This window comes from Streptomyces sp. NPDC048565 (genome assembly GCF_040650935.1).
Taxonomy (GTDB): domain Bacteria; phylum Actinomycetota; class Actinomycetes; order Streptomycetales; family Streptomycetaceae; genus Streptomyces.
This window is the reverse complement of sequence record NZ_JBEZIH010000001.1, coordinates 205,146-222,083: the sequence shown is the minus strand read 5'-3', so window position 1 is coordinate 222,083 and position 16,938 is coordinate 205,146. Positions and strand designations below refer to the sequence as shown.

15 protein-coding genes and 1 tRNA gene are annotated in these 16,938 nt (G+C 73.3%); 6 read left to right on the top strand and 10 right to left on the bottom strand.

Features of this window, described 5'->3' with window-relative positions; genetic code table 11:
• Positions 1-43: 43 nt before the first annotated feature.
• A complete protein-coding gene (locus AB0C75_RS00955; RefSeq protein WP_362885767.1) occupies positions 44-1,897 on the bottom strand; it encodes an EAL domain-containing protein in 1,854 nt (617 codons plus the stop codon).
• 422 nt (positions 1,898-2,319) lie between these two features.
• On the opposite strand from AB0C75_RS00955, the gene AB0C75_RS00950 reads away from it, so the two are divergent.
• Entirely contained in the window at positions 2,320-3,564 is a 1,245-nt protein-coding gene (locus AB0C75_RS00950; RefSeq protein ID WP_362885765.1) for a M6 family metalloprotease domain-containing protein, read from the top strand.
• 56 nt (positions 3,565-3,620) lie between these two features.
• Here AB0C75_RS00950 and AB0C75_RS00945 read toward each other — a convergent pair.
• From AB0C75_RS00945 to AB0C75_RS00915, 7 genes are all read right to left on the bottom strand, one after another.
• Positions 3,621-3,694: transfer RNA gene (locus tag AB0C75_RS00945), tRNA-Lys, on the bottom strand.
• Positions 3,685-4,371 carry a hypothetical protein gene (locus tag AB0C75_RS00940; RefSeq protein ID WP_362885764.1) on the bottom strand — a complete coding sequence of 229 codons (687 nt, stop codon included), beginning with the start codon at positions 4,369-4,371 and terminating at the stop codon, positions 3,685-3,687. The genes AB0C75_RS00945 and AB0C75_RS00940 overlap by 10 nt, the downstream gene beginning before the upstream one ends.
• A 135-nt stretch (positions 4,372-4,506) precedes the next feature.
• A complete protein-coding gene (locus tag AB0C75_RS00935) occupies positions 4,507-4,848 on the bottom strand; it encodes a hypothetical protein (protein WP_362885762.1) in 342 nt (113 codons plus the stop codon).
• A gap of 100 nt (positions 4,849-4,948) precedes the next feature.
• The gene (locus AB0C75_RS00930) at positions 4,949-6,283 is read right to left on the bottom strand and encodes an AAA domain-containing protein (protein ID WP_362885761.1); all 1,335 of its coding nucleotides are present in this window, start codon (positions 6,281-6,283) and stop codon (positions 4,949-4,951) included.
• Positions 6,280-7,923: a hypothetical protein gene (locus tag AB0C75_RS00925; RefSeq protein WP_362885759.1), complete on the bottom strand. Its 1,644-nt coding sequence runs from the start codon at positions 7,921-7,923 to the stop codon at positions 6,280-6,282. Before AB0C75_RS00925 ends, AB0C75_RS00930 begins: the two co-directional genes overlap by 4 nt.
• Entirely contained in the window at positions 7,914-9,098 is a 1,185-nt protein-coding gene (locus AB0C75_RS00920) for a hypothetical protein (protein WP_362885757.1), read from the bottom strand. Before AB0C75_RS00920 ends, AB0C75_RS00925 begins: the two co-directional genes overlap by 10 nt.
• Complete coding sequence (locus AB0C75_RS00915) at positions 8,995-9,942, bottom strand: phosphatase PAP2 family protein (RefSeq protein WP_362885755.1); 948 nt, start codon at positions 9,940-9,942, stop codon at positions 8,995-8,997. Before AB0C75_RS00915 ends, AB0C75_RS00920 begins: the two co-directional genes overlap by 104 nt.
• A 316-nt stretch (positions 9,943-10,258) precedes the next feature.
• Between AB0C75_RS00915 and AB0C75_RS00910 the strand changes: the two genes are divergently transcribed.
• Positions 10,259-10,855, top strand: coding sequence for a histidine phosphatase family protein (locus tag AB0C75_RS00910; RefSeq protein WP_362885753.1), 597 nt, complete (start codon positions 10,259-10,261; stop codon positions 10,853-10,855).
• Between the two features lie 276 nt (positions 10,856-11,131).
• Here the strand turns inward: AB0C75_RS00910 and AB0C75_RS00905 are convergent, their stop codons facing one another.
• Entirely contained in the window at positions 11,132-12,487 is a 1,356-nt protein-coding gene (locus AB0C75_RS00905) for a tetratricopeptide repeat protein (protein WP_362885752.1), read from the bottom strand.
• Positions 12,488-12,750: 263 nt separating this feature from the next.
• Between AB0C75_RS00905 and AB0C75_RS00900 the strand changes: the two genes are divergently transcribed.
• Both AB0C75_RS00900 and AB0C75_RS00895 read left to right on the top strand, forming a co-directional pair.
• Entirely contained in the window at positions 12,751-13,113 is a 363-nt protein-coding gene (locus AB0C75_RS00900; protein WP_362886144.1) for a hypothetical protein, read from the top strand.
• An 89-nt stretch (positions 13,114-13,202) separates the two neighbouring features.
• Positions 13,203-14,090, top strand: coding sequence for a fused MFS/spermidine synthase (locus tag AB0C75_RS00895; protein ID WP_362885750.1), 888 nt, complete (start codon positions 13,203-13,205; stop codon positions 14,088-14,090).
• Between the two features lie 20 nt (positions 14,091-14,110).
• On the opposite strand, the gene AB0C75_RS00890 is transcribed toward AB0C75_RS00895, so the two are convergent.
• Positions 14,111-14,671: a hypothetical protein gene (locus AB0C75_RS00890; protein WP_362885748.1), complete on the bottom strand. Its 561-nt coding sequence runs from the start codon at positions 14,669-14,671 to the stop codon at positions 14,111-14,113.
• A 79-nt stretch (positions 14,672-14,750) separates the two neighbouring features.
• Between AB0C75_RS00890 and AB0C75_RS00885 the strand changes: the two genes are divergently transcribed.
• Positions 14,751-15,470 (top strand): response regulator transcription factor, encoded by a 720-nt coding sequence (locus tag AB0C75_RS00885; RefSeq protein ID WP_362885746.1) that lies wholly within the window; start codon positions 14,751-14,753, stop codon positions 15,468-15,470.
• A complete protein-coding gene (locus tag AB0C75_RS00880; RefSeq protein ID WP_362885745.1) occupies positions 15,467-16,888 on the top strand; it encodes a HAMP domain-containing sensor histidine kinase in 1,422 nt (473 codons plus the stop codon). Before AB0C75_RS00885 ends, AB0C75_RS00880 begins: the two co-directional genes overlap by 4 nt.
• The last annotated feature ends 50 nt before the right edge of the window (positions 16,889-16,938 follow it).

Below are 16,938 nucleotides of genomic sequence, written 5' to 3'. Positions count from 1 at the left end.
CCGGCGCGGGCGAAAGGCCCCGGGCCGGGGCGAACGGCACCGGTCAGCTCTCCGGCGGCCTGGTGCCGATCAGCTCGGCGATCCGCTCCGGTGCCACCGCACGGGAGTACAGCCACCCCTGCCCGGTGTCGCAGCCGATCCGGCGCAGTCGCTCCGCCTGGCCCGAGGTCTCCACGCACTCCGCGGTGACCGTCAGGCCCAGGCGGTGCGCCAGCTGCACCATGGCCTCGACGATCGTCTCGTCGGCCGGGCTCGGGTCCGCGCCGTCCTCGTAGCGGAAACCGCGTACGAAGGAGCCGTCGAGCTTCAGCACGGACACGGGCAGCCGGCTCAGATAGGCGAGGTTGGAGTAGCCGGTGCCGAAGTCGTCGATCGCGATACGGACGCCCATGTCGCTGAGGGCCTGAAGCACCCGCAGCGGCCTGCCCGACGAACCCACCACCGCGGACTCCGTCAGTTCCAGTTGAAGCAGCCCCGGTTCCAGGCCCGTCTCGGCGAGGACCTCCGCCACATCGGCGACCAGGTCGGAGTCCCTGACCTGGCGCACGGCGACGTTGACGCTGATGTACAGCGGCGGCTCGTCCGGGTGCTCCAGCTGCCAGCGGCGTGCCTGGCGGCAGGCCGTACGCAGCACCCACCGGCCGAGCTGGACGATCGTGCCGTCCTCCTCGGCGATCGGGACGAACCGGCTGGGCGCGAGCAGCCCGAAGCGCGGGTGATTCCACCGGACCAGGGCCTCCACACCCCGTACGACCTCGTCCGCCATGCCGACCAGCGGCTGGTACTCCAGCGCGAACTCCCCTCGCTCGACGGCGGGGCCGAGCGTGGAGGAGAGTGCCTGCCGGGTCATCCGGTGGGCGTTGCGCTCGGGGTCGAAGAGGGTCCAGCGGGCCCGGCCGTCGGCCTTCGCCCAGTACAGCGTGGTGTCGGCGGCCTGCATCAGGGCGGTGGCCGATGTGCCGGCCGACGACCGCTCCACCACCCCGATCGACGCGGAGACCGACAGGCGGTGCCCGGACACCTCGAACGGCCGCTGGAGGGCGGCGAGCACCGAGCGCGCGAGCTCGGTGAGCTGGTGCGTGCCCGACGAGTCCTCGACCAGGACGGCGAATTCGTCGCCGCCCAGGCGCGCCACCAGATGGCCGCCGGAGCGGTGCCCGCCGGTCCCGGCGCAGTCGGTGAGCCGCGCGGCGACGGCGGCGAGCAGCCGGTCGCCGGTGCGGTGCCCCAGGGTGTCGTTGACCGCCTTGAAGCCGTCGATGTCCAGATAGCAGAGGCCGACCCTGCGGTGTGCCGGTGCTGACGACCCGCCCTCGGGCGGCGGGGTCTCCAGCACGCGTGTGAGGCGCTCGAAGAACAGGGTGCGGTTGGGCAGCCGGGTCACGGGGTCGTGTATCCGCAGATGGCGCAGCCGCTCCCGCAGTTCACGCCGGTCGCTGACGTCGGTGACGGACAGCAGGACCCGGCCCTGGCTCCCGGCGGACTCGCCCATCGCCGCGACGGTGACCTCGGCCCACAGGGGCCTGCCGTCGGCGTGCTTGAGCTGCCGGGTGCACCGGAGCCGGGGGCGGGCACCGTCGAGTACCTCTGTGTACTCCCGCCAGGTGCGGCTGTCCGAGCCGAGACCGACGAGGTCGGCCACGGGCTGCCCGGCCAGGGCCGCGAGGCCGGTGCCGAGCAGTGCGCCCAGCGCGTCGTTCGGCCTGACGATCCGGCCGTGGTGGTCGACGACGGCCATCGGGAGGGCGGAAGCGGTGAACGCGGCGCGGTAGTCGCCCAGCTCGGAGGGGCGAGCCTGATCCCCCGGCCTCCGGTGATCACTCCGAGTGACCTCTGGTGGCCCTGTGCCGGGGGCTGTGCCCGCCGGGGGCGTCGGCCCTTCGGAGGTTCCGCTCACCGCTCGCTCCCGCTGTGCAGATCGTCGTGAACAGGTGTGGCCGGGCAGGTGCGTGGAGTGGAGCGTCGCGCCGGAGGCGGGAACCACGCAGGAAAACGAGGTGAAGCATAGAGGGTGGCCCGAACGGCCTTCCAGCGCGCCCGCCATTGCGGACGGGCGGCATGCGCATGGCTCTGTCTGCCTCACGGTTCCCCCGAGCGCGGCATCCGCATGCATTTTGGTCATGGATGATCAATTTTGCGCCGATCTGGTTGATTCCGGCTTTGCGGGTGAGCGATTGTGACCCTCCGTGAGGGAAGCCGTATGTATCCCGGATGACCGGCCGGCTCCCACTGACCCGTGTGGGGCAGCACAACAGGGCGTAAGGCGTCGAAGCGGCAGAGGGTGAAGGGCAGGTCCCGCATTCGCCACCGGAGGTAGATGTGCCGCGTCAGCGCAGGCCCGGGGGAGCGGGGAGACGGTCGGGACCGCGCAGGGCCGCGGCCGCCCTCACCGCCCTTCTGGCGCTCGCCGCGATCGGGCTCGTCGCCGGGCCCGCCGTGGCCGTGACGCGCGACGCGGGACCGTGCGCCCTGCCCAGGACCGGCGCGCACCACTCCCTCGGCCTCGACACCTGGAACGGCGCCTACCCGCGCCCCGCCCACGCCCTCGACGCGGTCATGGTCTTCCTCTCGTTCCCCGACTCCGAGCCCGTCGTGTCCCCCAGGGTGCTCGCCGCCGACTACTTCCCCTCCACCACCCGCTTCTACCAGCGCGCCTCGTACGGGAAGTTCATCCTGCGCCCCCACCCGCAGCAGCGGTGGACCGCGATGCCCCACCCCTCCACCTGGTACGGGATACAGCGCGACTGGGGATCCGAGCGCCGCAGCGCCTATCTGCGCGACGCGATCGACGCCGCCGACGAGCAGACCGACTTCTCCGCGTACGACATCGTCTACCTCGTCGCCGACCCGGACGCCCCAGGCGTCGACTCCGACGCCACCAAGGTCGTCAACTTCGACCGCCCGGTGCGCGCCGACGGCACCGACATCAGGCGCGTGGTCACCGTCTTCGAGCAGCACCCGCCGGACCGTAACGTCCTCGCGCACGAGACCGGGCACGTCTTCGACCTGGCGGACCTCTACCACCGTCCGGAGGACGGGAAGGGTGACTGGGACACCTACGTCGGCGACTGGGACGTGATGGGCAGCCAGTTCGGACTGTCCCCCGACTTCTTCGGCTGGCACAAGTGGAAGCTCGGCTGGCTGGAGGGCGAGGAGGTCGTGTGCGTCCAGGGCGCCGCCGAGCTCACCCTGGAACCCATGGCCGAGGTGCCGAAGCCGGGCGCGTCCCTCGGGACCCGGCTCGCGGTGATCAGGACCGGCGCGGACAGCGCGCTGGCCATCGAGGCCCGCAGCTCCACTGGCAACGACCGGACGACCTGCACCGAGGGTGTGCTCGTCTACCGCATCCGCAACGGGACACCGTCCGGCGGCGGCCCGGTCGAGGTGCTGGACACCCACCCCGACTCCGACGCCTGCTGGGACCGGTCGGTCTACCCGCCGCTGGCCGACGCCCCGCTCCGGGAGGGCGAGCGCTACACGGTGCCCGGTGAACGCGTCCGCATCGACGTCGCCGACCGCACCCCGTCGGGCGCCTGGACCGTCCGGATCGCCACCGGTACCTGACCGCCCGCGCACACGAAGAAGCCCCCTCGCTCTCGCGAGGGGGCTTCTTCCGTCGGTGCGCCGTCAGGGACTCGAACCCCGGACCCGCTGATTAAGAGTCAGCTGCTCTAACCAACTGAGCTAACGGCGCCTGGTGACGTCGTAGACATTAGCACCCGGATCGGCGGGAGGAAAAATCGAATGACCGGTGGTCGACGGGGCCGCCGACCTGCCCACCCGCACACACGCCCACAGCAGCACATCGGGTCCGGGGAGCCAGGGGTTACGGGTGTCGGGGGCGACCACCCAGCGAGGCACACCGGCGCTTCTTCCGCCGGTCAGGGGCGGGACGGTGACCGCGTCCCCCGTGCCGTGACAGAGCACCGGCGGCAGGGTGCCCCGGTGCCCATGGGGGCTTTCGGGGCAGCCCGCGCCCCACTCCTCCCACGACATGAGGGACGGCAGCCGCTGGGCCGTGCCCGGGGAGGCGAAGAGCATCATCCGCCCCCGGTGCGTGGCCACGGGGCCCGAACCCGGCCCCTCCGTCCAGAGCTGCTCCAGCATGCGCCTGCCGAAGAGTGCGGGCACGTTCACGACGTCGAAGGAGGAGCCGCACGGCAGCACACCGGGGGAGCCGGGGCGCGCCTCCCACTGCGAGAGCGTGCTGCGGGGATAGGGCGAAGCGCCCACGAGCCATGCGGCACCCGACGCCGTGACCTCGGCGGCCCTGTCGTCGGTGCGGTCCCGCAGCAGGGCGAAGATATCGACACCGTGGTGCGGGGCGACAGCGGTCCGCAGGGTCGTTTCGTCTTTCAGCCATGCGCTCATGTCGTCATGTCTACCGGCCGTGACGCTGCCGTTCCCCAGAGTTGCCGAAAGCCGGACAGGGAGGGCCCCGGCGGAGTATCTTGCCCGGCGGCATATGCCAGAGGTGTACCCGTGGTCACGGACGGCCGTGCGGTGTCAGGGCGTGGATTCGTTCAGCAGGGACCGGCCGAACTCGATCATCTTCTTGGCGTAGTCCTCGGTCCACTCCGCGCGCTCGGCTATGTCCGCGGGTGTGAGCCGGTCGAACCGGCGCGGATCGGCGAGCTGGGCGGCGGCCACGGCCTGGAACTCCACGGCCCGGTCGGTCGCCGCTCTGAAGGCGAGCGTCAGCTCCGTCGCGCGGGCCAGCAGTTCTCCCGGATCCTCCATCGACTCCAGGTCGAAGAAGTGCTCCGGGTCGGCCGCCGCCTCCGACGGCTCGAAGAGCAGCGGTGCGGGACGCAGCCGCTGCCGCTCGTTCCGCTCGGGTTGTGCCATGAGGTGTTCTTCCTTCCTCGGACGGACGGCCGGAATGTCGGCCGGTCGACCGGACGGCCACCTTCCATTGTCCAGCCCCGCACAAGAGCGCTGCCCAGGATCAGGGCGCCCAATGCACGCGATGCTCGGCGAGGTGGGCCAGGACCGCGTGGTTCGCCTCCCAGCCGTCCGGGAATTTCACCGTCACGCCCAGCTGGACCGGCTCCGTCGACGGGTGCTCGTCCAGCAGGTCGGCCACCCCCGCCCTGCACACCACGACGCACGCGTGCCTGTGCCGCGAGGCCAGGACGCACAGCCGGCCCGTCTCCAGATGGAACGCCGTGGCGTCAGGGCGGCCCGACAGCGGGTGCAGGACCACGGTCACATCGAACTCGCGGCCCTGGAGCCGGTTCGCCGTGTCCACCGCCACGCCCGTCACACCCAGCTCCGCGAGCGCCGCCCGCACCGCGGCGGCCTGGTCGCGGTGGGCCGTGCCGACCGCGACCCGCTCCGCCGTGACCGGCACCGGGTCGGGGCCGCGCTCGCTCGTCGCCGCGCCGCCCCTGTCCAGCAGCCTGCGCACCACAAGGGCCACCGCACCGACCGCCTCGGGGTCCGTGCGTGGGGTGTGCCTGGCCGGGAGCTCCAGCAGCCCCCAGCCGGACTCGGCCGCCTCGTCCAGCACCCGGTCAGGGCCCGACCCGTCCGACGGCACGCCGAACGACAGCCGCCGGTCGCCGTGGTCCGTACCGCTGCGGAACGGTGTGTACGGGTAGAACGCGTCCGACACCAGGGGCGCCGCCGACGCGGGCAGCCGCCAGGACACCGGCAGCCGGTGCTGCGGCAGATCCGGATTGTGCGCGAGCAGGGTCGCCACCGCGCTCGCCGACGGGTCGTACGAAAGGCCCGCCCACTGGTCGGCGCCCACGATCGAGAACGGGTCCAGCTGGCCGGGGTCCCCGACGAACAGCGCCCGCTCGAACAGCCCGGCCACCGCCAGCAGCGCGTCCGACCGCATCTGGTACGCCTCGTCGACGATGGCGTGCCCCCACGGCTCCACGTTCTTCACGTGCCCCCACTTGGCGGCGGTGGAGATCACGATGTCCAGGCCCGCCAGATCCGCCGCCTTCGCCGACTTCCGTACGTGCTCCAGGTCGTCCAGGGCCTTGTCGTACGGATCGGAGTCGCTGCTGTGCAGCCGGCCCACCGGCAGCCCGGGGGCCTTCTCGGCGAGCCGCAGCACCAGGTCGTCCACCTGGGCGTTGGTCTGGGCGACCACCATCAGCGGGCGGCCCGCGGCGGCCAGCTCCAGCGCGGCCCGCACCACCAGCGTCGACTTGCCCGCGCCCGGCGGGGAGTCCACCACGATGCCGCGCGCCGTACCGCGCAGGGTGTCGCCGAGGATCGCGTCGGTCGCCAGCGCCGCCGCGGCACCCGGGTCGGTAACGGCTGTCAAAGGAGGTCCTCCGCGGTCACGGGATCGGGCTGCTCGGCGGGTCCGGTGGTGCGGTCGGCGCCCGGCGGGCCGCCATGGGTCCACGGGGTGTCCTCCGGGTCGGGCAGCTTCGGCCCGCCCCGCTGGTCGTGCTCGAACAGCGTCCAGGCGATCCGGTCGCCGGACTCGGGCACCGAACCCGGCGAGGGCTCCTTGCCCCGGCCCATCCGGTCGGTGATCCGCAGGACCAGACCGAACGTCCCGGCGTCGGGGGCAGCGGGCTCCCCGGACCCGGCGGGCTCGGCGGCGTACCCCACGAACTCCGCCGTCTGCGGCTTCCCGTCCAGCGAGCGGTACACCTTGGTCCGCTCACCGAGCTGCGGGCGCTCGTCGGTCACCACCGTCACCAGGGGACGCGGCGAGGGCCGCTTCGACTCGCTGTACGCCATCTCGACCTCCGTCACCTCCCCGACGAACGCCTCGCCCGCCAGCCTGCGCCCCGCCAGCACCAGCGGATCGTCCAGCGCCTCCTGGGCGTCCAGCTGTGCCTGGGCCGTCTCCCGGGAGGCCAGCTTCTGCGCGGCCGTCACCGCGTCGTCCCTGCGCGGTTGCGGCGGTTCGCCCGCCCGCACCCGGTCCCGGTGCGCGGTGAACGACCAGCGGTCCCTGGTCCAGCGGTCCTCGGCCCTGGCCCCGTCGGGCAGCTCCCGCAGCAGGTCGAGCCCGCGCCACACGGCGTCCCAGGTGGGCAGCAGCACCCCCGCGAGCAGTGACCTGATCTCCCGCTCCGCGCCGCTCAGCTCACCGAGCCGGGTGTCGGCGTCGATGCCGTCCTCAGCGGCGGCCAGCGCCGTGCGCGCCCGGTCGTACCGCTCGATCGCGGGCGCCAGCAGCCTGTTGTCGAACGCCGGGTCCGTCGCAGGGCCGGCCGGCGGGCAGAGCAGCTGACCCGCACGGTCCCGCGCCCCCTCGGCCCGGAGCGCCGCCACCGCGCCGGACTCGCCGGCCGGCGGGTCGACCCAGGCGAGCAGCGCGCCGAGATGCTGGTCCTCCAGGCTGCTCTGCCCGGTCGCCCAGTGGCGGTTCAGCAGATCCGTCGCGGCGAGCAGCAGCGAGGAGCCCGGCACCCTGGCCCGCTCCCCGTAGTGCGTCAGCCAGCGGCCGAGCAGCGGCACACGCGCGGGAGCCGGATAGGGCGTCTCCGGGTCGTCCTCGGCGGTACGCCGGAAGCGCATGGACCGCCCGAGCAGCCGTACGAAGTCGAGTCCCGCCCTGCTGGGCACGATCAGCTGGGGCGCGTCCGCGCACAGCTCCACCTCGACCTTGACCTTCTTGCCGGTCCCGGGATCGACCTCGCTGCGCTCGGCAGGCTCGACCACATCGGCGTACGCGTCGATGTGCGGCAGCACCGCCTCGGCCAGCTCGGCGAGGAACGCGAACCGCAGATCGCGGTCGCGCGGCTGGGCCACCACCAGCAGCGTGGGCGCCGCGCGGTCGGTGCCCACGAGCGCGCCGAGCGGGGCGCCCGCCTCACCTGCGGTCGTCAGCGGCACCAGCACGAGCGGCTCAGCGGTCAGATGGCGGTGCCGGACGGTGGCCAGCGGCTGGGCCCGCCCGCTGTCGACCGCCTCCAGCCTGGCCAGGGTGCTGATCAGTGACATGGGACGCCGCCCTTGGCGCCGGCCAGGGCCTCGGCCCGCAGCGCGGCGGCTCTGCGCAGGGCCGCCACCGTCGGGTCGGCAGGATCGCCCTCCTTGCCGGCCGCCGCGGCCAGCACTCCGGCGACCGTCGTCAGACCGCCGAGCTCGCCCCGCACACTCCGGCCCAGCGATTCCACCGCGCCATCGGCGCGGGCCTTCGCCCGGCAGTGGAACGCCAGCTCGCACGCGGCCAGGCACTCCGGGGCGTACGCCGCGGGGACCGCCTCGACCGCGGTGCCCAGCTCGTCGCGGGAGCAGCCCGGGTCGAAGGTCGCGCCTTCGGGCAGGGCCGCCGCGATGTCCTCGACCCGGGTCAGCCTGGCCAGCTGGCGGCTGGTGACGGCGCGCTGCTTGCGCACGTCCACGACCGAGGCGGTCGGGAGGTTGGAGAAGTCCTTCGGGCAGACCAGCAGGATCCGGTGCCCGACCTCTGCGCCCTCGGTCATCGCGGCGATCCGCTCCAGCGCCAGGACATAGACGGCGGACTGGCGGGCCGCCGCACCGACCTTCGACGCGTCAGCCGAACTGTCGATCATCGGGAAGGACTTGATCTCGACGACCGTCCAGGTGCCGTCGGGGTGCACCACCACGGCGTCCGGCTCCAGATAGGCGGGTGAGCCCGCGACCTCCAGGGCCAGCATCGGATGGTCGAGCAGCGCCCAGCCGCCCGCCGCAGTGGCCTCGCGCAGCGCCAGCGCCGTACGCGCGGCGCGGCCTTCGGGGCCTGCGGCGGTCAGATCGGGCACCACGGCATCGGCCGGCGCGTCGGCGCCGCCGCCGAGCCGCTCGACGAGCAGGCGCAGCAGCTCCGTGCCGCCGTCGGCCTTGACCTTCGCCTCGAAGGCGTTGCCCCGCACGAAAGCGAACTGCGACTGGCCGAAGGGTGCGGGGGAGCCCAGCGCGGTGGCCAGCGCGGCCTTGTCGACGCCCGCGCCGTCGAGCAGGGCGCGCCGCTTGCACCCAGGGTTGGCGGCGAGCGCGGCCAGCGCGCGCGCGTCGAGCGGACGCGGCGCCACCGCGGGGCCGCGCAGCTCAGCGAGCCGCTGCCGGAGCGTCGTCGCTGGCTTCGGCGGCGGAGCGGGCGCGCGCGTGGCTGGAATCTGCGGAGTCGGTCCACTGGCCGGGTATTCGCTCACCCGCGGAAGTCTTGCATCCGTCACCGACAATCGTGGATTTCGTGGGGGTGGGGGGCGCGGGCACCCGCACGAACACCGCCCTCACGCGGTCCTGGACGCGGTCGGCGAGCCGCATGAACGGCCTGGTCAGCAGCGCGCCGGCGGCCATCACGGCGGCACCGGCCACGGCGTCGAGGAAATAGTGGTTCGCCGTGCCCATCACGACGAACACGGTGACCAGCGGATAGACGATGCCCACGGTCCGCACGAGCGGGTGGCGGCCGTGGCGCCACAGCAGGACGCCGCACCACACCGCCCAGCCGACGTGCAGGCTCGGCATCGCCGCGTACTGGTTGGTCATCCCGCTGAGCCCGCGCGGGGCGCTCGCGCCGGTGCCCCACCACCCGTACGAGCTGTACTGCGCCATCGTGTCGACGAAACCGTGGTGGGCGTCGAGCAGCCGGGGCGGACAGGTCGGCATCAGCGTGAAGCCGACCAGCCCGAGGAGCGTGGAGGTCATCAGCCAGGTACGGGCCGCCCGGTAGGCGGCGGAGCGGCGCCGGAACATCCAGATCAGGACGGCAGGGGTGGCCACGTAGTGCAGGGAGGCGTAGGCGAAGTCGGCGGGTATGCCGAGCACGGGGTGGCCGGTCAGCAGCCGGTTGAGAGGGTGCTCCGCGTTCAGGTGGAGCATCTGCTCCAGGCGGAGGATCGCCAGGCCGTTGTCCACGGCCGCGGGGATGTTCTCGTGGACGAGCAGTCGGCCCACCGAGTACAGCCCGTACACCACCGCGATCAGCGGAAGCTCGGTCCACCAGCGGGGCCGGTGACCGAAGGACGGTGTCCCGGTGGTGGCGTGCGGCATCCGGTTGCTCTCCCCATGTTCATGCGGTCGACGGCGGGCGTTCAACCGTACGGCGGTCGTATGCCCTGATTCCCCTCGGGGGCCGTCCCACGCGGACCGTCGCTGGTCACGTGTCGGTAAGGACGCGGACGCCGCCCCGGGGGTTGCGCGTGGGGTGTGTGGGAGATGATGGAGCGGGGCCTGAGCCCGCCCGGTTCGGCAGCCGGCCGTCCGCGCCCGGCACCCCCGTCGCTGTCCCGGACACCGCTGTCCCGGACCCACCAGATCCTAGGGTCCCCGGATCTTCGGATCTCCGTATTTTTCAGGGAGAGCCGTCATGGCACCGCGAATCCTGCTCGCCCGGCACGGCCAGACACAGTGGTCGGTCCAGGGCAATCACACCGGCAGGACCGACATCCCCCTCCTCGACACCGGCCGCGAGGGCGCAAAGCTGCTCGGCGAACGCCTGCACCGGGAGCCGTGGGGCGGCCTGCCCGGCGTCGAGGTACGGACCAGTCCGCTGGTCCGTGCCGCCGAGACCTGCGCGATCGCCGGATTCGGTGAGCGGGCGCAGCCGTGGGACGCGCTGATGGAGTGGGACTACGGGGATTACGAGGGCCTGACCCCGGCACAGATCAAGGCGGACCGGCCGGACTGGCTCATCTGGCGCGACGGGGTCCCGGGGGGCGAGACCCTGGCCGCGCTCGCGGCCAGGGCGGACGAGGTCGTCGAGTGGGCGCGGTCCGCGGACCGCGATGTGCTGGTGTTCGCGCACGGGCACATCCTGCGGGCGCTGGGGGCGCGGTGGCTGGGCGAGGACGTGTCCTTCGCCGCGCGGATCCGGCTGGAGCCGACGTCCCTGTCGGTGCTGGGCTGGGCGTACGGGATGCCGGCCCTGGAACGCTGGAACGACACGGGCCACCTGGGCGCCTGACCCCGCGCATATCCGGCCGGGGCCGGAAAAACCCGGCCCGGGCCGGCGAATCCAGCCGGGGCCGGCGAATCCAGCCCGGCCGGGCCGGCAAAACCCAGCCCGTCCGGCGTTCGAGGACGGAACCGGTGCGCGGGGTCCGGGAGGCGCTCTCCTACGAGGCTCACATGGTCAGCCGGCCCAGAACCGAGGTCCAGGGTTCCGTCCTCAATCGCCGGACAGGCGTGAATGTGCCGGCCAGGGCCGGAAAGACTGACCAGGCCAGGGCCGGAGGAGACCTCAGGTGTCCGGGGGGAGTTCCTCGTAGCGGGAGAGGAGGGCCGCCACCTCGGGGCCACCCCGCGGCCGAAGCACGCGTACCGCGCTCGCCAGCATCCCGCGGATCCGCGAGGACTGGACCCGGTCCAGCAGGTCCAGCACCTCGTGGCTCACGGCCGCCGCCTCGTCGGCCGTGCCCGCCCGCGCCAGGTCTCCCGCGAGCTGCGCGCGGTACAGCGCGAGGTTCCGGGTGAAGTGCGGGTCCTGCAGCAGGGTCGCCCGCCGCCCGTGGCGGGCCGCCCGGGGCCAGTCGCCCAGCGCCGACCAGCACTGCGCCTCCAGCAGTTCCAGCTCCGCCTCCCGGAAGAAGGTCATCCACTCCGGGTCCGCGTCGCTCGGCCCCCGCGCGAACGCCGCCCGCGCCCGCCCGATCGCCTGGTCGCACCCGGTGCGGTCCCCGAGCCACGCCCTGGCCCCCGCTTCCCGCAGTGCAAGCAGCGCCAGCAGCCGCGGTGAGCCGAGCGGCCGGGCCGCCCGCTGCCCGGCCTCCGCCGCGCGGACCGCCTCGCGCGCCCGCCCCGTGTCCCGGGCCAGGAACGACGCGTTGCAGAAGGCGTGCGCCTCCAGCGCGGCGTCCCCGGCCAGCCGCGCCGTCGCGAGTGCCTCCGCGTAATGGGAGCGCGCGTCGTCGAACCGCCCCGAGTCGTGGGCCAGCCACCCCACCGAGATCGCCAGCTCACCGGCGCCCGCGTGCAGCCGGTCCGCGGTCCTGCGCCGTGTCGTGGTCCCGGAGTCGAGCAGGGCGTACGCGGCCCGGAGCGGCTGGGAGGCCCGCCGGTAGAGGCCGTCCGCGCCGTGCCGGTCGTCCAGCAGCCGGATCTGCCGCACCGCCTTCTCCACGGCACTCACCTCGGCCTCGCCGACCCGGCGCTGCGCGGGGACGGCGAGGGAGGCGGCGGCGGCCGGGTGGCCGCCGAGGCCCAGGGACGCGGCCGCCACCGTGGCGGTACCGCTGGTCATGAACACGCGACGCAGCACGTCGCTCTCCTCGTGAAAGTCACTGTCGGGCGTGGGGGGCGTGGGGGGTGTGGGGACGGGCGCCGTACGGGCCGCCCGGCCGCGCACGCTCTCGCGGGCCGAGAAGCCCAGGTCCGCGAGGCTCGCCCCGGGGAACATGTGCAGGAACACCCGTTCGTACGCGTAGTTGGGACAGCGGATCTCGCCGGACTCCACGCGTCCGATGTACCGGGCGTCGCACGCGACCTGTTCACCGATCTCGCGCGCGGCCCTGCGGACCGCTGCCGCGAACTCCCCGGCGGAGCGCTGTCCGCGCAGCCGCCGGAAGGCGAGGTTGGGAACTGCCCGTGTCGACACCATGGCGGGGCCCTCTCCTGTGCGGCCGGGCTCCTGCTTCCGGTGTCCCGGCAGAGCAAGAACGTACCTGCTGTGACGGGACGCACACGCAGCGTTTACCTATAAATCAGACATCTCACCCGCGATCCGCCATGAACTGCCACCCTTTGCGGCGGCGTGCCGCCGTAGCCGTTGACGCCGTAGGCGCGTTGGTCCATGTGGAGACGGCGCGCTGCACCGTCCCGTGAGACGAGTCGAGACGAAGAGGAGGGGTTCCCTTGCCTCAGATGGGCCCGGAAACCACACCGTGCGACCTGGTGACCGTCCCGGCACGTCAGGGACTGGAGGCCGTGGACATCCTGCGCAGAACGGCGGAGAACGATCCCGTGGGCCCTGTCCTGCACGACGGGGCCTGCGCCGTCCTCGGTTTCGTGGTGCCCTCGGGCACGGCCGAGGCGTGGGACGTGCCGGGCAGCGCCTGTACGCGGACGGACGGCCGCGGATTCCGCGTCCCCGCCGAGCCGCCCGTCACCGGAGGCGGCTGGCTCCTGCCGCCCGCCGACGAGGCCCCCGTCACCGACCCGGCCGTCCTGAGGGCGGCCCTCGACCAGGCGGCCCGGCTCATCGAGGCGGCCGACAACCGCAGCTGAGTCCATAATGGGCCAGGTGGGCGGAGTTCCCGCCGTCGCCGGGTCCTCCCAGGGAACCGGCCGGACCCGGTGAGTGAGGACGAGCGCGCGTGGCACGTCGAGGAGCGGCCCGTGGCGCGAACGACCGGAAGCGGTCCGAGCGCCGGCCGGAGCCGGTCTCGGCGACGGTGGACGGCGGCGTCGCCGAGCTCGTGCCCGACCGTGAGCGCGCGCGTGCGTGGACGCTGCTCCTGGACGGCGCCCCGCAGTCCCATGTGGACCTGGACGACCCCGCGTACCTCTCGTTCGCCTACCAGCGCAGACTCGGCCATGTCATCGACCTCGCCGCGCCCGCCGGCCGACCCCTCCAGGCGGTGCACCTCGGCGGGGGAGCCTTCACGCTCGCCCGGTACCTCGCCGCGAGCCGGCCCCGCTCCACCCAGCAGATCGTGGAGATCGACACACCCCTCGTCCAACTGGTGCGGCGCGAGCTGCCCCTGGACCCACAGGCGCGGATACGGGTCCGTTCGGCCGACGCCCGCGCCGGACTCGGCAGGATCCAGGACGGCTGGGCCGACCTTGTCGTCGCCGACGTCTTCGACGGGGCGCGTACCCCCGCGCATCTCACCTCCGCCGAATTCCTCACCGAGGTACGCAGGGTGCTGAAGCCCGGCGGCCAGTACGCCGCGAACCTCACCGACGGCCCGCCGCTCGCCCACCTGCGCGGTCAGGTCGCCACGGCCGCCTCGCTCTTCCCCGAACTGGCCATGGCCGCCGACCCCGCCGTCTGGCGCGGCCGGCGTTTCGGCAACGCCGTCCTGGTCGCCTCCGACCTGCCGATCGCGGTCGCCGAGCTCACCCGGCGGGTCGCGAGCGACCCCCACCCGGGCCGCGTCGAACAGGGCCGTGCGCTCGCCGACTTCACGGGAGGCGCCGCCGTCGTCACCGACGCGGGAGCCAAGCCGTCCCCGGCCCCGCCGCCGGACGCCTTCTCCTGAGGGCCGGGGCGTGAAGGCGCCTACTGGTCGACGATCTCCACCAGCGGCGGATGGCCGTTCCAGGTGCAGAACACGGAGACCGTCGCGCCCGCCCCGTCACTGAAGTCCACCCGGATCCACCCCGGGTTCGTCCACACCTGCATCGACCAGCCCTGTTCAGGCGTCGCCGAGACCAGCTTCGCCGAGTCGTCCGCCAGCTCCAGGACGACCCTGCCACCGCGCGTCGGGTAGCTCTTCACCTCGCCCGAAGCCGTCGAATCGCCCTGATCGCCCGCATCGGCCGGCGGCTTCTCCTCGCCCCGACCCGGGGAGGGAGCCCGGGTGGACGGCTTCCGGGAGGCCGAGGGAGACGGCGTGGGTGTGGTCGGGGAAGCGGTGGCGCTCGGCGACGGCAGTGCGCGGTGCGTCGATGACGACACCGGCACGTTCGTCGCCTGCCCGGCACGCGCCGAGATCGGTACGGCCCGCGGAGGGTCGTACGCCGTTCCCGACATGACCGTGTGCACGCCCCACCACGACAGGGTGACCGCCGCACCCGTGGCGAGCGACCACGCGACCGCGTGTACGAATCCTCGTTGCATCGGGGGACATCCTGCACCACGCGCACGGCTGCTGTCCTGGAGAGGACCCGGTTCCTCCGTATGGGCTACGGTGCGGCGCATGCCTAGTGTGCTCGTGGTCGAGGACGACCAGTTCGTACGTTCCGCCCTCATCCGGCACCTGACCGAGGCCTCGCACACGGTACGGAGTGTCGGCACCGCCCTCGAAGCGCTGCGCGAGGTCGCGCACTTCCGCTTCGACGTGGTCGTCCTCGACCTCGGGCTGCCCGACCTCGACGGCGCCGAGGCGCTGAAGATGCTGCGGTCCATCACCGACGTACCCGTCATCATCGCGACCGCGCGGGACAACGAGGCCGAGATAGTCAGGCTGCTCAACGACGGTGCCGACGACTACCTCACCAAACCGTTCTCGGTGGAGCACCTCTCCGCCCGCATGGCGGCCGTCCTGCGCCGCACCCGTGGCACCGGCTCCCAGGCCCCGCCCCCGCGGGTCCTCCAGGTCGGAGGGCTCTCCATCGACCCGCTGCGCCGCCAGGCCGAACTGGACGGCACGGCACTGGACCTGACCCGCCGTGAATTCGACCTGCTGGCCTTCCTCGCCGGCCGCCCCGGCGTCGTCGTCCCGCGCCGTGAGCTGCTGGCCGAGGTCTGGAAGCAGTCCTACGGGGACGACCAGACCATCGACGTCCATCTCTCCTGGCTGCGCCGAAAGCTGGGAGAGACCGCCGCCAGGCCGCGCTATCTGCACACCCTGCGCGGAGTCGGCGTCAAACTGGAACCTCCGGCCACGGGAACCAGTGGTCCGGGGCCGACCGGATGAGATGGGCCCTGGTCAAGGTCTGTCTGGCCGTCACCGCGATGGTCGTGATCGCCTTCGCCGTGCCGCTCGGGCTCGTCATCAAGGAGATGGCCCGTGACCGCGCCTTCTCCGACGCCGAGCGGCAGGCCGCCACCATCGGGCCCACCCTCACCATCACCACCGACCGCGAGGAGCTCACCCGGGCCGTACTGTCCACCGAGCCGGGCGGCCGGGGCCGCCTCGCGGTGCACGTACCCGCCACCGAACAGGGCGGCTCCCGCCAGGAGATCGGCACCCGGCGCGCGACCCGAGCGGACCTGGAGACCGTACGGAAGTCGGGCCGCGCCTCCATCACCGATGTGCCGGGCGGTTCCGCGCTGCTCCAGCCCACCGCGCTCGGCTCAGGGGGCATCGCGGTCGTCGAGGTGTTCGTGCCGGCCGACGAGGTCTCCAACGGCGTCGGCACTGCCTGGCTGGTCCTCGCCGGCGTGGGCGTCGCGCTGATCGTCGGCTCGGTGGCCGTGGCCGACCGGCTCGGCGTACGGATGGTGGAGCCCGCGCAGCGGCTCGCGGGCGCCGCCCAGGACCTGGGGGAGGGGCGGCTGGGCACCAGGGTGCCCGAGGAGGGCCCCACCGAGCTCCGATCGGCCGCGGTCGCGTTCAACTCCATGGCCGACCAGGTGGTGCAGCTCCTGGCCAACGAACGCGAACTGGCCGCAGACCTCTCGCACCGGCTCCGCACTCCGCTGACCGTGCTCCGCCTCAACGCCGCCTCGCTGGGCGAGGGTCCCGCCGTCGAGCAGACCAGGGCCGCGGTCGAACAGCTGGAGCACGAGGTCGACACGATCATCCGTACGGCCCGGGAGCAGCGCCCGCAGACCCAGGGCGGGCAGCAGGGCGCGGGCGCCGGGTGCGACGCCTCCGAGGTCATCCGGGACCGCATGGGGTTCTGGTCGGCGCTGGCCGAGGACGAGGGGCGCACGGTGCGTCTCGCGGGCGTGGACCGCACCGTGCGGATCCCGGTGGCCAGGCCCGAACTCGTCGCAGCCCTGGACGCGTTGCTCGGCAACGTCTTCCGGCACACCCCGGAGGGCACGGCCTTCGCCGTCGATGTCCACCACAGCGGTGACGCGGTGCTCGTGCTGGTGTCGGACGCCGGGCCAGGCATACCCGATCCGGAATCCGCCCTGGCCCGGGGCGCCAGCGGGCGGAACGGGTCCCAGGGCGAGGTGGGGTCGACCGGCCTCGGTCTCGACATCGTCCGCAGGGTCGCCGAATCCACCGGCGGTGACCTGCGGATCGGGCGGTCGGTGCTCGGCGGAACCGAGGTACGCATCTGGATCGGACTCGACGGCGGCCCGGCCGAGCGCGCCCGCCGGGGACACCGGGAGGGCCGCCGTAGCGGAAGACGGACCAGGTCCTGGGCGGCCCGGTCATGACCGGTCGGTCTTAACCCGTACCGATGCCCTCCTTAAGCAAACCCTAAGAA

Excerpts from the sequence above, each read along its gene's own strand:
- AB0C75_RS00940 (WP_362885764.1), bottom strand. The coding sequence starts at position 4,371 with ATGAGCGCATGGCTGAAAGACGAAACGACCCTGCGGACCGCTGTCGCC.
- AB0C75_RS00935 (WP_362885762.1), bottom strand. The coding sequence starts at position 4,848 with ATGGCACAACCCGAGCGGAACGAGCGGCAGCGGCTGCGTCCCGCACCG.
- AB0C75_RS00925 (WP_362885759.1), bottom strand. The coding sequence starts at position 7,923 with ATGTCACTGATCAGCACCCTGGCCAGGCTGGAGGCGGTCGACAGCGGG.
- AB0C75_RS00915 (WP_362885755.1), bottom strand. The coding sequence starts at position 9,942 with ATGCCGCACGCCACCACCGGGACACCGTCCTTCGGTCACCGGCCCCGC.
- AB0C75_RS00910 (WP_362885753.1), top strand. The coding sequence starts at position 10,259 with ATGGCACCGCGAATCCTGCTCGCCCGGCACGGCCAGACACAGTGGTCG.
- AB0C75_RS00905 (WP_362885752.1), bottom strand. The coding sequence starts at position 12,487 with ATGGTGTCGACACGGGCAGTTCCCAACCTCGCCTTCCGGCGGCTGCGC.
- AB0C75_RS00900 (WP_362886144.1), top strand. The coding sequence starts at position 12,751 with ATGGGCCCGGAAACCACACCGTGCGACCTGGTGACCGTCCCGGCACGT.
- AB0C75_RS00890 (WP_362885748.1), bottom strand. The coding sequence starts at position 14,671 with ATGCAACGAGGATTCGTACACGCGGTCGCGTGGTCGCTCGCCACGGGT.
- AB0C75_RS00885 (WP_362885746.1), top strand. The coding sequence starts at position 14,751 with ATGCCTAGTGTGCTCGTGGTCGAGGACGACCAGTTCGTACGTTCCGCC.
- AB0C75_RS00880 (WP_362885745.1), top strand. The coding sequence starts at position 15,467 with ATGAGATGGGCCCTGGTCAAGGTCTGTCTGGCCGTCACCGCGATGGTC.